At 59.1% G+C, this 14563-nt stretch carries 4 protein-coding genes; all 4 read right to left on the minus strand.

Annotation, left to right across the window (positions count from 1 at the left end; all coding sequences use genetic code 11):
* Nucleotides 1–108 precede the first annotated feature (108 nt).
* The 4 genes from FLQ03_RS02255 to FLQ03_RS02270 are packed head-to-tail and all read right to left on the minus strand — an operon-like array spanning nucleotide 109 to nucleotide 14558.
* Nucleotides 109–2211 (minus strand): UvrD-helicase domain-containing protein, encoded by a 2103-nt coding sequence (locus tag FLQ03_RS02255; protein ID WP_144373972.1) that lies wholly within the window; start codon nucleotides 2209–2211, stop codon nucleotides 109–111.
* Nucleotides 2208–8528, minus strand: a complete 6321-nt coding sequence (locus FLQ03_RS02260; RefSeq protein WP_144373973.1) for a DEAD/DEAH box helicase — start codon at nucleotides 8526–8528, stop codon at nucleotides 2208–2210. Before FLQ03_RS02260 ends, FLQ03_RS02255 begins: the two co-directional genes overlap by 4 nt.
* Nucleotides 8529–8566: 38 nt before the next feature.
* The gene (locus FLQ03_RS02265) at nucleotides 8567–9670 is read right to left on the minus strand and encodes a serine/threonine-protein kinase (RefSeq protein ID WP_144373974.1); all 1104 of its coding nucleotides are present in this window, start codon (nucleotides 9668–9670) and stop codon (nucleotides 8567–8569) included.
* A complete protein-coding gene (locus FLQ03_RS02270; RefSeq protein WP_144373975.1) occupies nucleotides 9663–14558 on the minus strand; it encodes an Eco57I restriction-modification methylase domain-containing protein in 4896 nt (1631 codons plus the stop codon). The genes FLQ03_RS02265 and FLQ03_RS02270 overlap by 8 nt, the downstream gene beginning before the upstream one ends.
* Nucleotides 14559–14563 lie beyond the last annotated feature (5 nt).

The raw sequence follows: 14563 nt of genomic DNA on the forward strand, positions 1-14563 counted from the left end.
TTCTTCATGTCCAACTCCTTGTCATGGTGGATTGGACGCTAAAGTTACGTGCTACTCAAGATGGGGTGAACGTCGAAGTGAATCGCCGGCAGATTCAGCTTTCTCTAGTTAGACAGCACCCGCACCCCGGCTCAGCACAAAAAGGTGCTGTTTTGCACGGGTAGCCGCCACATGCAATAAACAGCGCTCTGCCACTTCAGTTTCTTCTGCAACGCCAGCATCCTCGTCACGGCTGTGCAAAGCTGCATAGGCTTCAGCACCTTTGTATGCAGCGATGACTACTACGTTGAACTCCAAGCCTTTGATCCGATGCATGGTAGAAAGCCTTACACCAGCTACAGAGTCGTCATCTGCGGTATGTGTATCCAGCTTATGAACTGCAACGTTCGCGTGCTTTAGCGCTGTCGCTATTGCATCCAGGTCATCGTTGGTCCTGGCTGTCACACACACCTGACGGGCATCGATACCATCTGCGGCCAGCTCATCGAGAATAGTGGCCACGTGCTGTGCATCCTCCAGAATGGAGTTGCTGTGTAATACATCAGGCACTTCGCCATGCGTCAGCGACTTGTAGCCACGCAAGGAGTCTTGGTTACCATCCAGATCGTCAATGTCGCAACCTTCCAGCTGGGCACATGCCCAACGCCGGATCTCATCAGTTGTTCGATAATTCACTTTCAGGCTCTTGCTGCGACCGCGTACCTCTATACCTGCACGGCTGAGTACGACTTTGTGTCGATAAATGCGTTGATGCGCATCACCAACGATGAACAGGTCATTTTCCGCTTGGGGCACTGCAATACGGATAAGCTCAAAGGCCGCACTGCTGATGTCTTGAGCCTCGTCGACTACCATGGCGCGAATACCTAGCGATTCGGCAGAGCCTGCCAGTAACTGCGCTGCCTCACGGAAAGCCTCCTCCGGCTCTTTATACTGGGCAGCCTGTAGCTGGGCACGATACTCGGCAAACACAGGCCAGATCTGCTTGCGCAGCTGGCGGCTCAGTTGACCACCACGACCGAGACGACTCGCACGCATATAGTCTTCGGCTGTCTCACAACCCTGCGGCAACACCACACGCTCAAACTCGGCGCGTAAAAATGTTGGCGACAAATCCACACCGGCAGGCAAGGCAGACATTGCGGCCTGCCAGTACTGGCGCCGCTGTGACTCGCTGTAGAGCAAGTTACTCTTGTAGCCAAAACGTCGGAGCAAGCCAACAGCCCACTGATCCAGGTTCACCACCTGGATTTTTTCCAGTTCCTGCGGGCTACAAAGCAAGGCAAGGTGCTGCCGGATATCTTCTGCCAGTGTTTTGGTGAAGGTAGTGAATACTACTGGCCGGCCTGGAATATCGGCGTACTGCTTTGCCAGCCTTGCGGCGCGGTGCATTGCCACAACCGTTTTGCCCGTACCCGCACCACCTGTGACTTTTACCGGGCCATTCCAATCGCGCTCTACCAGCTTGCGCTGGCTAGGGTGCAGAAACACCCGCCAACGCTCAAGCGGCGCCCCCAGCAAAGCTTCCAGATCACTGTCGTCTGTCAGCACTACGAAGTGGCGGCGCGACACATCGCGATCCAACGCAGCGCTAAAGTCATGTGGGTCGATAGGCTCTTGCTGGGCCGCCATCTCGGCAAGCACCTGATCCAGAGAGTAGCCCGCCGCATACATGAACAAGGCCTCATACGCTTCGTCAGGCAAGCGTGATTGCAAGTCGTCCAGCCCGGCTTCGGTATTCACTGCCCGCACTTGTTGCAACATCTCGTCGGGCACACCCAGACGGCGAATTTCACGGTCTTTCAAAGCAGCAAACAAGCCGGCAGGCTGATCCGCAACCACTTCTACATGGTTGGCCGCAGCCCCCTCTTCCACCGCAAAAATCTGAATGCTGCCTACGTCAGGGTGGATGGCAACCTTGTGACGACGCGCCCATTGATAAGCATCATCATGCTGATCCACCCACAGCAGGCAGTACACATTGCCCACATCAGGTTTCAACACAATGCCTCGTATGTTGTCGTTTACCCGCACCGAGCGCATATTGGGGTCGGCTGCATCATGTATGCGTTCGTAGTTGATACCTGTGGCCAAGGGGTTCTGCCTGAATTTGGCTACAAAATTCAGCACCGCCAGCTGGTGCGAGCGCGGTACGGCAGCAAACGACTTCAGAAAATCGTCCGAAATGGCAATTTTTGGGGTCAGGCTCATTTATCCAGCTCCGTCATCAATCCAATCAACTGCTCAACGTCAAAACCGTCGCTCAGCACACATACCTGCCAGTGATGCTGTTTAAAGATCTGGGCATGCTCGTCGTTGTCAGGTAACAACAACGCTATCTTCTGCTGCGGCCAAGCCAGCTCGGCCTCTGCTAACACTCGCCCTTTATCACTGAGCAAGGCATAACCATCTTCCGGTAGCGGCAAGTGCGCTGCCATTGCCGCCAAGAATGGCTGAAGCATGGCATCACAAACTTCGGCCACACTCTCCCACTCAGCAGGCAAACCTACCTCTTTGGTTTGCAATGCCGGGCAGTCGTGCAGGCTGTTTAGGCCAGCCATGGCTTCATTGCCTATCCACATATGTCTTAAAGGCAGCAGCAGGTTCAGGCACTGCCATAGCTGTTGCCATAGCTGCAAACGCTCAACATCCGACCCGGCTTGATCTTTCCACTGCAACACAATCACGGGTTCGTGCATGGCTTGTGACCCGCCTTGCAGGATGTGCCCCAAGCTCGGCGCATCCAGACCGATAGCCATGTCACAACTGCCCCCAAGCACGCGCATACCCCACTTGTGCTGCGGTGTATCAGGCAACAATGCCAGATCAACCAGGCGGCGCCACCAGCTGCCCACCTTCATTGCGGCCAACTGTGTTGCATTCCCTTCCGGCTTCATCAAGCCGATACCCAGCACGCAGGCATGCTTACGCATGGTTTGATGGTCGCAAGCGTATAAACGGTAATGCAGCTGCTGAAATACCGGCATGGCCTTAAAGCTGGACAGGTGCTCAATGCCCTGTACATCAAGCAGTTTGGCCAGTGCTGCGGTGGCCTGCTCATGAACCAAAGCTGGCCAGGGTGAGGGCGTAGCGGGCAACTTGCCTTGTAGTGCTTCCTCCAGGTCATCCCAGGTCAGAGTCCACACCGAAAACTTGCCACTTTTGGCAATCGCCATGCGCTTCGCTAGATCTTGCGTAATGATGTCCTTGTGGTACTGCCAGCCATCCATAAACACGGCAATGGGCGTGTCACCACTAGCGTCGTCCGGCCAGAACACAAAGTCGGGCTTACTGGGCAGCACAACCCCGTCTTGCGGCCCCAGAGTAACCTGCAGTTCAAGACGCCAGCGGCGGCCAGCGGCTTTCACCAGGTAGCCCGGTTTGCCACGGAACAGCAACTCGGACAGTTCGAACTTGGTACCACCGTGCGAACGCCGTAGCGCCTCGATAAAGCGCTGCTCCAGCACGCTATCCAGTAGTGCATTGTTCGTCTGCACATTGGACAAATTGCCTACCGGTTTCAGTGCAGCCTTATGCTGCAGCGCCTGGCCTAGCAGCTTTTGTGCTGCCCGGCGTGAAATAGCCCGGCGGTCGCTACTGTTGTGATAGCGGTAGACACAACGATGGCAACCATCTGCCTCGTCGTCCTGGTTGCAAGGACAAGCATCCAGCGACTGCAAGGCCAGAGACATCACTTCAAACAAGGGCTCCGGGTCGCGCATCAGCTCTTTCAGGTACCCGGTTCCACCTGGCACGCTGTCGTAAATCACCAGATACGCCCTAGGCTGGTCAGAACCCGCCGCCATGCGCACATCCAATGCAATGCGCAAGTGGGCCACCGCCCCGCGAAAGCGCTTGGTCAGCCCCAACTCCAGCGCGGCGACAAAGCTCAACAACGCGCCTTTGGTATCGGTAAAGCCCACCTCGGGCAGAAAGATACGAATACCCTCACTGGTAAACTCCCGGTACAGGAATACGCACTGCTGGGTATTGGCCTCTGCATCCTTGCGACGGCTGCACCAAGCCGCGTGGTTACGATACTGCTCTTCTGCCTTGCGCCGGCGCTGGATCGTGCCGCACTCCGGACAAATGGTGAAACCCGGTCGGTTTAGCTCTTCGCCAGCCACCACCATGGGGTTTGGCTCTGGCGTCTGTTCGCCAAAGTTCACTTCGCGGAATGTCACCTTGTCGAGAAACTCGAAACCAAACGGAAACGCAGGCTGGTCGACTGCAAAGGCCTGTCGAACCGCCTCGGGGGCAGAGTCCACCAAGGCCTGGCGCACATAAAACCCGCGCTGGCGCTCGTCACTGTCGTCAGCAATGCGGCTGTCCCGGTCCAGCGTACGGGCGAACACCGTTGTCAGCCGCAACATCTCGTGCACCCGGCCGCTGTCGCGCCACAATGTATCGCCACAACGCGGGCAATGCTGATGATGATCGCCAGACGACAGCGGCTCGGTGTATGCACACTGGCGGCAGAAGCGCCATGCTTCGGGCTTGATCTTGGATACGTCCACCTGGTTCACCATCACCCGGCGGCCTTCGGCATAAAAAGTGTTATTGGGGGCCAGCTCGGTAATGGCGGCAGCCCCTGGGCGCTCGTACTCAAAGGTCAACGGATCCGGGCGCTCGGCACCCGGTTTGGCGTCACGCACGATGATCGAGCGCAGCAACACGCCCTGCTCAGGGAAGGCATAGTTAGGTAACAAGCCTTCATCCGTCAGCACATTCAGCGTGGCCTTGCCCTCAATGGCGCCCACCAGTCTTGCCAGCGCAATACGCTCTTGTTTTAGCCGGTCCAGCTCTTCCTGCTGCTCCGCCCCCAGCACTTCCAGCGCTTGCAGCTTCTCGGCTTCTTTCAAGGCGCGGTCGCGCTGGCGCTTGATTTCGGCAACATCCTTGGCAATACCACTCAGGCGGTGGACCAGTTTCCAGGGCAAGGAGCCTTCTTCTCCGATACCACCATCAATAAAGGTATTGAGCCACTGCACGGTTTCTGGCGTCAGCGGCGTAAAGGCACCGGTATTGAACAGCGCCACAAAACGGCTTAGCAGGCTTTCACGGTTTTGATCGATGTAGCTCAGCCAGGGGTAAGGAAAACGGCTCAGGTTCTGCTTTTCAATCGCCGCAAACACGGCGCGCACTTCGCCCGGGATCTGCGCGGTCTGGCCGGTTTCCCGCACCCAGCAGTCCAGCGTAAAGGCGGTGAGCTGGCGCTCCAGCACCGCCGACGCATTCAGAAACACGCCAGGCGCCTGCACACTGCCGGCAATCATGGCTTTGGGGTCTTGCCAGAAATACAAGTCATGCGGCTTGCTGGTAGCCATGGTCATCAGCAAGGCATTACCGGTGCTCCGCCCTGCCCGGCCTGCGCGCTGAATGTAGTTAGCCTGCTGCGGCGGCACCGAGCACAACAGCGTGCACGACAAATCGCCGATATCGATACCCATCTCCAGCGTTGGCGTAGCAGACAGCACATTGATGGCGCCAGGCTGGGCACTGTCCGATTTGAAGTTACGCTCTACCCGCTCGCGGGTTTCGCGCGGCAGCAAACCGGTATGCTCGTGAGCCACCACGCGCTGGATATCCGCATTCAAATACAGCTTGCGATAGTAGTCGCCCAGCGGTGCTGCTGCGGCCAACTCGCCACGGCAATCCAGCCGGCGGCATGGCTGGCCAGCCAGCACATCGTCGTGCGCGGCAAATACGGCGCTATGACACGTGGTGCACTGCCAGTGGCTCACCCCCGGCAGCACTTTAAAGGCTTGGGGCTGCAGGCCCCATACGCTCACATCGTCAGCGATGTCTGCGTCCAGTTCTACTGCCAGCTTAGCCTCAACCAGCGCCCGGAACGCCAAACGGTACAAGGGCACAATCAGCGCATCCACGCCCAAGGCAATGCCATGTAACACCGGGAAGGCCTTGAATGCCCAAGCACGGAACAGCTTGTCGCCAGCCACATTCAGCGATTGCTTGTACGACACCAGCGACAAAAAGCGCGGTGAGCGCGGGCTGGTCAGCAGCTTGTACTGGAACGGGGTTTTCTTGTAGGGCCACGGGGTAGAGCCCACTTTGGCGTAAAAATCCAGCCCGGCATCTTGCCAGGCACCGGCGCGGATCATGGTTTCAATCAGGCCACTCAAAAACACTTTCACTTCGGCTGCGGTTGCTGCTGCGAGCGGGTCGATTTCTTGCGACACACGCGGCAACAGCCAGCTGACCGCACCATCCAGCGCTGCCGGATCTGGCTGAACACTGGCGGTGCCGGTGACCACAAGCGAGCGGCCGATGCGTGCATCCTGGCCAAATTCGGCATTGATCAGCCACGGCATGATTTGTGACATCAACTTGGGCAGCTCGCTACCGGCAGGCAGCTCGCCTTCGGCCATCAGCGCTTCGTAGTCGCGCAACCAGTGCAGTACCGGTGGCAGGAAGTTGGCCAAGTAGTGACCGTCGCCCAGCTGCGTACGCCAACGCTGTTCAAAGGCCTGCGGCAAGTCGGCCAGGCTAAGCGGCTGGCCAGCCTGTGCTGCCGCCACAATCACCTGCGCCAGCGCCGGGCGCAAGTTAAGGCGCCAGGTACGTGCCGCCAGAAAACCGGCTCGGTGTGCTGCGTCCTGCACCGAGTCCGAAAATGCAATCAGCTTTTTGTCGGGGTTAAAGCGCGACGAGAACATCTGCGCCACCATCACGGCCGCCAGGCTGGCCGCTTGCGAACCCACAATACTCAGCGTCTTCAGACCGCCGCAGTAAGGGCAATCGTGATGCGAACGGGTGTACTTGGCGTCATTCTTGGTGCTCTCGCGCAGGTTGGCGGTGATTTCTACCGGCAGCAGCCCCTCATGCTGGCAATGGCTGCAGCTGCTATGGCTAGCCTGGTGCAAGGTGCCACACGCTGGGCACACCTGCTTGCGTTCAAAAACGCGCAGGTCCGGGTTTTCGCTAGGCGGAAAGATAAACCGCGTCGACACGTCTTCGGCAAAGAACGCGCTATAAAAGCCCTGCAGATCGCGAGATAGCTGATTGGGGCTGGTTTTGTGCACCGTACTGCCCCAGCCGGTAGCGTGGCAGTCGCGGCAGTGGATAACTGGCAGATAAACGTGCTCTTTTTCAGCCGGGCCCAAATCGTCATGGAACATCAGTGCCGGCTGTAAAGACAGCGGTGCCACCATGCGCCGTAGCTCGCGCAGCCAGATTTCTATCTTTACTTGCAAAAAGAAGTCCTGATGCCCCGGCTTGCGGGCGTAAGCAATCAGTGACAACAAGCTGGACAGCCATAACAAGGGGTAACGTTCATCGTCACACGCCGGCAAGCGACGCGGCAGCAGTGCCAACAGGTCGTCCAGCCACACCGACTTGCCACCCAGCCGGTCCAGGTCGCGCAGCAGGTTCTGAAAGGCAAAGTGGCTCTTCAACGCCACACCCAACGCATGACGCCAGGGCTTGGCCTCCACCTCGGCGGCGCTTACCGCCTGGCCAAACCACAGCGCATACTGGGCCGCGATATAGCTGGCGATATCGCCATACTGGGCCGGGTCCAGTGCCGCCACGCTGGCCGGCTGCGGGGTTTGCATGTATTCGATCACGGCATCGGCCAGGTAGTCACCTACCGACACGCGGTCTTCGGCAATCACCGCCTCGTCGTCCATTACCTCGCCAAAAATATCGTCGGCAAAACGCAGCAAGTCCGCCACACCGTCGTCGCCCAGCGTCGCCGAGGTACCCACACACACCAGCTGCCCCGGTGGGGTATCCAGCCGGCCTTTCAGGCGGCGCACCAGGCAAGCCAGGTCGGTACCCTGTGCCCCGTCAAAGGTATGCAGCTCGTCCACCACCAGGTAGCGCAGGGTATCCGGCTGCTGGTATGCCCACAGCGGGGTATCGGCCGCGCGCACCAGCAGGAAGTCCAGCATCTTGTAGTTGGTCAGCAAAATGTCTGGCGGGTTGGTACGCAGCTCGTTACGGTCGGTAATCACCGTTACGCTGCCATCTGGCAGCGTGGTCACCACCGGCGACGTTACCTCCGGCGTTTCCCCCACGTACAAGCCCGCCCGTACCCCGGCCAGAGCACCAGCTTTCAGGATCTCCTTGGCTACCCGGTTGGCCTGGTCGCCTGCCAGCGCGTTCATCGGGTACAAGATGATGGCCTTGATGCCCCGCCGCCCTGCCGCCTGCTGCAGGCGGCAATGCTCCAGAATCGGGTACAGAAAGCATTCGGTCTTGCCAGAGCCGGTACCGGTGGCCACCAGTGTAGAGCGCGCGTCGTCCCCCGCCAGGCGGCGGAAGGCCTTGGCCTGGTGGGCGTGCGGAATAAAACCGTTCGGCAGCCAAGCAAAAGCCGGTGCCTCGCCCGCCTGCTGGCGAAATGGCAGCGGAATGCTCAGGTACGGGCCTTTAAACACATTGTCCCGCTGCGCAAGAAAGCGCTCTACCACCCCGGCAAAACCGGTGCTGCTGGCGGGAAAGGCGGCGCGCAGAAAGTCGGCAATACCGTGGGTAACTTGTTGGGCGACGATGAGGGGTTGCATGTCACAAACCTGTTCTTTGAAATCGACGGATAGCAGACTTAGCGGACGAAGTAGCGATAGCTGGAGCCATCACGTACCAGCAGGTTTTGCGCGTACATATCGCCAATCATCTCTTTCAGAAACTCGATGCGGCCAACAGTCTGGTTCTTCCAGCCGAAATAAGCTGCCATGTAGGGGAAAGCCGCGCTGGCCAACTCGTCTTTCTTCAATGCACCCGACATATGGTGGTGAATACTGCGCAGCAGCAACAAGTTGGCTTCATTAAGCTCAAATAGCTGCTCATCCAGCCAGGCCAGCAGGCTGCGCGCCGTGATCGCCGGCTGCGTTGCCGCACGGGCACACTGGCGTGCCAGTTCAACCGCCAGGTTATCGATAAATGCACTACCAGAGCTCACCGCCGTCACAAAGGTGGTGATGCGCGCCTTGTGCTCCATGGTGTGGTGATTTGGCAAGGCGCCGCTCAGCATTTCCAGAAAGGTCAGCCCAAGCGAGTACAAATCATGCCCCGGGCGGCAATCCTGCTTGTACGGGTAGTCATAGGCGGGTGTGCCCGCGTTGTTATGCTCGCCACGCTGCGTACTGATACCCATGTCGATGATTTTGACCATGTCCTGGTGCGCGGGCATACGGAACACCGTATTCGGACGTTTTTTGGGCTGGCACAGGAAAAACAGATTGGCCGGTTTGATATCGGCATGCACATAGCGCCCTTCGCGACTGTAAGGGCGGCCATGAATCGCCGCCAGCCCGCGCAACGCGTCGTACATCACTTCGAAGCAGTCAAAATAATGCTGCAGATCGTGTTCACGATAACGGTGCCTCTGTATCCAGCTGGACAGCGTGCGCCACGATGAGTGCAGTAGCTCCATGGAGTACGCATGCCAGCCATGTTCACCGCGAAAGTAGTCATAAATGCGTACGGTCTGCCCTTCAATATCACGGCACAGCAGAACCTCTGGGCTGAGGTCGGTCTGGCTGATTTTCAACGCCACTTCCCGGTCCAGCCAGCGGTCGTAAGCCAGCCATACCGCACCAAAACCACTGGGCTCGCCAATTTGCTCTTCCAGATCAAAACGCTGGTTAATCTGCGGGAAAAGTTCATGTATCTCGATCACATCCAGCTTTCTTGCTGCATTACGCATGGTCTTGCTCCTTGGCAAAATGCGCCCATGCCACGCGGTAGTCGGCTTCGCGGTCGGCCAGGGTGAAGGGGGCGACGTACTGGATGGTGCGCTCGATCGGGCCACCGGGCTGGGTGTCGTCGATAACCGGGCGCTGGATGATGGTGCCGTCGGCCACCTGCGGCTGCAACGTGCCGTCGTCGGCGCGCTTGGGCATGATGTCCTCCCAGCCCAGGCGGCGGGTTTCGTTGCCGGTGTCAGGGTAGGTCAGTTTGCAGGGGGCGTCTTTCTTGCCGGCCTTGCGCGGCAGGCCCACGCCCACCAGGCCTTTGCTGGCGGTAAAGACAATACGGCCACGGGCGTCGTACCAGGTGTCGCGTTCGTACTGGCGCATCACCGGGAACTGCACGCGGTAGATGGTAAGCAGCTCGTCCAGCGTCAGCCCCAACGCCTGAGCGGCCAACACGTCGATTTCCACCAGCGCCTGGCGGCGGGCGTAGTCGCTGCGCAGCGCACAATGGCGCTGCCATTTGGGGATCAAATTGCTGAAGAAATCCTGTGGCAAGCGTGGATCGTTACTGGCCCAGGTGTCTTTGCTGAAGGCGTCATTCCAACATTCAGCCCACAAGTCAGAATAGTGAGTGGTAAGGCTGTTAAGCAATAAGACGCGCAGTCTGACCCCTCCATGCGAAAAAGTCGGCAACTGTTTCATCAAAGTTTCATACGCGTCAGTTTTACCCGTCGATCTAACAAAAAAATCGATCGGAAGCGCACTACATGAACCTGCAAAATCAACACCAGACAGCGGCAATTTATACGCAATTGACATTACCGTATTGATGTGTGTGGCTCCCTTGGGAGCTAGACTCATAATCAATGAACGCTCAGCAGATGGGCTAAACATTCGTCGATGAACAGTACGGTGATAAGCCGTCACCGGTTTGGCCTCTTTCTCCCCCGCCTCCACCCAGCTCACACGCGGGGTACGTGCCAGGTAGACGTCAGTAGCGCACTCACGCTGGTAATTGCTGCGCGGTAGATAGTCGTTGGGCAAGGCTTCGAGGTCGAGCTGGTCGTAGGCTTTGTTCGTGTCACAAACTGCGCGAGGGGTTTTATTCAGCGGATTACCAACATAGAAATGCGGGCCGGACAATACGAAGTCGGCGGGGCTATCAACAAAACCGGTATCGCGGCGAATAGTGCCATCGCTTTGTGAAATGGTTTCGTTCCAATGCTGGGTGCAGTAAACATCATCACCCAGATCCCCCAAACGACGAGGTGCATTGGCGAATTTCTCCAGTACCGATACCAGTTCGCGACTATGTACTGCCGGCAAACGCGCCTGGAGCGCGGGCGTACCAGGCTCGTCGTAGAGCTGAGCAAAGGTAGCAAGCATGGCGGCATCGACTTCGATCACCCGGCTAGCATGACCTGCAAGTTCCCATTTGCCTTGATCTGTTTTCATGCCGGGCACTCGTCCACCGCCAGCGTGCTCCAGGCTCCTCTTAAGGGTGATCGGATCGAGCAAGCTAGCTGCTGTGATGAACTTTGGCTGAACCTTGGATTGCCCATAAATGTTAATGCTGTAGCGCGTGTGATTATCCACTTCAGCAAACAACAAACGCTCATTAGCAAATTGATAATGAGCCGCAAGCCTAGGGTATAGCTCTGATCGCAATGACCCACCTTTCGGATCGTCGTACACGCCCTCAGGGTGCAGTAAAGCCTGCACTCCCGCCCCCACCCGCCACACCAGCGGCAGGAAGCATTTGTACAAATTGGCTTTTTGCCCAGCCAGCACAGGATAGTTCTGGACTGCATTCAGGAACTGCCCCATCCCCTCTGTAGCGACACACTCAGCCAGATAGTCATCCCGTGCGGCTAACTGGGCGGCAAATACTGCCTCGCGCTGGTCGGCGGTCTGCTTAGCGGACAGCTTGCGGATAGCAAAACGCGGGTCGAAGTCGGACAGCAGCGACTGCTCGTTCCATTCCACCTTGATCCAAGGCGGGTTACCCAGGATTACATCAAAACCGCCGCGCACCTTGAACAGGTCGGCAAACTCCAGCTCCCAGTGCATGAAGCGCTGTTGCAGCGCCACGGCGTGGGCAACCTGCAGCTGCGGCAGCGCCGCCATCAGCGCGGCCAGGTCGACGTGGCCGTGGCGGTCGCGTTCCGGAGTAAAGTCCAGCCCCGGCTGCGCTACGGTGTCGGGGAACAAGTCGCTAGCCGGCTGGCTGGCCAGGCTGGCGTTGCCCAGCAGCACGGTTTCCAGCACAAACCACCAGTGCTCGCGGCTGGGCAGCTCGCTGGCTTTGTGCAGCGGCCAGAACCACAGCGCGCACCAGAAATCCATCACCAGTTTCAGGCGGCGGTAAGGGCTAGCGTTCTTTTGCGCTTCGCTGAGCATTTCGCGCTGAAAGATGGCGTCTTTCTGCGCAGTGCTGGTGGGCGCATGGTTGGCCGCCGGGTCTGGCCATACGTGCAGCTGGTCGCTGGTGGCAACCCGCACGCGGGCCAGCTCGGCAGCGTGTTGCTGCCACAGCTGCTCTACCGCTGCGGCCAACCTTTGCACGCGGCCCACCTCGTCGCGGCTAAGCGGGGCGCAGAAGGTTTTGCGCCACAGCTTGAACTGCTCAAAGGCGGCGGGCTCCAGCGCCTTCACTACCTTGTCGCTGACCATACCCATGCCGTCGGCCGGCAGCAGAAAGTGGAAGATGTCGGTGCTGGCCGGGGTGTCGGCCAGCTTGAGTGCGCGCGGCACGGCGCAGCGCCAGTCGCGCTCCGGCTGGCCGCCGTCGCCCTTGCCCGGCGACAGCTGGGCGGTGCTAAACACGTCGCGGCGGGCGCCTACCAGCGAGTTGCCGCTGTACAGCTGCATGCCAAACCACGGCACGTGGCTGCCCTTGAAAATGGCGTTGAGCCACAGCGAGACTTCGGCCAGCTCTACCGCTACCGGGTTCAAGTCCACACCAAACACATTGCTGTCGGCAATGTACATTTTGACGCGCTGCTTTTCTTCGGCGTACTGCTCGTGCGGAATGCTCTGCCCCAGCTCTTTCTGCTTGGCTTGCAGATAGGCTTCGGCCAACTGGTTAACGGCTTCGTTCAGGAACGCGGCGCTGCCCATGGCCGGCTCGCACACGGTGAGCTGCAGGATCTGGTCGGCCGATTTGCCGGGCAGGATTTCTTTTAGCGCGTGTTCTACCAGGCACTGGGTGAGCACTTCTGGCGTGTAGTAGCTGGCGGATTTTTCGCGGGCGCGGCCGGCCAGGCGATAGATAAAGGTGCCTTTGGGGTAGCAGCGCGGCTCGCCGCCAAACAGGCGCTCGGCGTCGGTGTAGAGGTGTATCTGGCTGGCCGGCACAAAGTAGGCGGCGTCCAACGGGTCTAGCGCGGCGTCTTTTTTCTTGTCGGCGGCGCTGGCGGTGTCCAGCACGCTGTCGTCGCTATCGCTTTCGTCGGCGTCTTCGTCGCTGTCGCTAGCGGTAACTTTCTTGCCTTTGGGGTCGGGGCGCACTTCGTACAGCTCTTCTTCGGCAAAGAAGCCACGGAAGGACAGCAGCGCCTCGTACACCGCGCCCAGCTGGTTAATGCCCAGCGTAGCGTAGCTGATGCGGCCACGGCGGTTGCCTTTGCCGCTGCGCGACAGCGACATCAGCTCGACAACGCGCTGCAGTACGCGGTTGCGCAGGCGCACGCTGCCCAGCAGTTTGGTCTGTGCCGGGTCGAACAAATGGCCTTGCAGCGGGGCGATGGTAAAGCCGGTTTCCAGTATGGCATCGACTGGCAGGTCGATCTGGCCGGCGTGGGCATCGCGGCGCGGATAGCCTTGCCAGATCAGGTCGAACAGCTGCTTGAGGCTGTCGTGGAAATAGAAGCCGTCTTGCGCCTCGGGGGTAGTGAGCGGGGTGCGTTCCAGCTCGCGCAGGTGCTCTACGCTGTAGCCCTTGAGGTAGGCCGGGGCATTGATGGGGGCGTAGCCCAGCTCTGGCCGGGCTTCGATATAGAGCAGGAACAGCAGGCGGTACATATAGCGCAGGCATTCGCGGCTAAGCTGCTCGGCCAGGTCGGTATCGTTGCGGTCGAACACCTTTTCTTTGGCCACTTCGCGCTTGTAGCGGATGGCTTCGTTGCCGATCAGCTCGATACACTCGCGCAGCGCGTATTTGAGGTCGGTAGATACCTCGAACGCGTGCTTGTGCGAGCTGTCGTCCAGCGTGTCCAGCAAGGCGGCACCGCCTTCTACCGGCAGCACCGAGGCGGCACCGGCCAGGGCGGCAAAGGCGCGCAGCGCGCGTTCGTCGCGCGGGCCAAACAGCTCGGGCAGGCTAAAGCGCAGCAGGGCCTTGCGGCTCCATTTGCTGCGTTCGATCAGCAGCCATTCGTCGTGGTGTACCAGCAGCACCCAGCGCGGCGGGTGGTCGTCGGCAAACAGCCGGCGGCTGATGATTTCTTCCCAGTCTTCGCTACCGTGCTTACCGGGCTGGCCCGGGCACAGCTGCAGCGGGCCGGCTTCGTCGTCGGCAGGGTCTGACACGGCAGCGGCAATCACCAGCAAGGGCTGCTGGCGGGCATCGCGGTACACCGCCAGGACGGGCAGCTCGCCTTCTGCCAGCGGCAGGTTTTGCGGCGACAGGCCATAGCCGATGGCTTCCAGTAGCGGCTGTACCAGGTCGATAAACAAAGCCTGGCGTTCGCTGCGTTTTTTTTCTGCCAGAAAGCGGTCGCGGGCACGGAAGTAGCTATTGGTACCCGAGGCGGAGCGTACTTTGACCAGCGGGCTGTTATTGCCCTGCTCTTTCCATTTGTCGAACAGCGGCTTGAGGTCGCGCTCCAGGATGTCGTCCAGGTAGTGCTGACTGTAAAACTCGTTGGCGTTATCCAGGCCGGGAATGGCAAAACTCATGGGCG

Source organism: Vogesella urethralis (assembly GCF_007644045.2).
GTDB lineage: Bacteria > Pseudomonadota > Gammaproteobacteria > Burkholderiales > Chromobacteriaceae > Vogesella > Vogesella urethralis.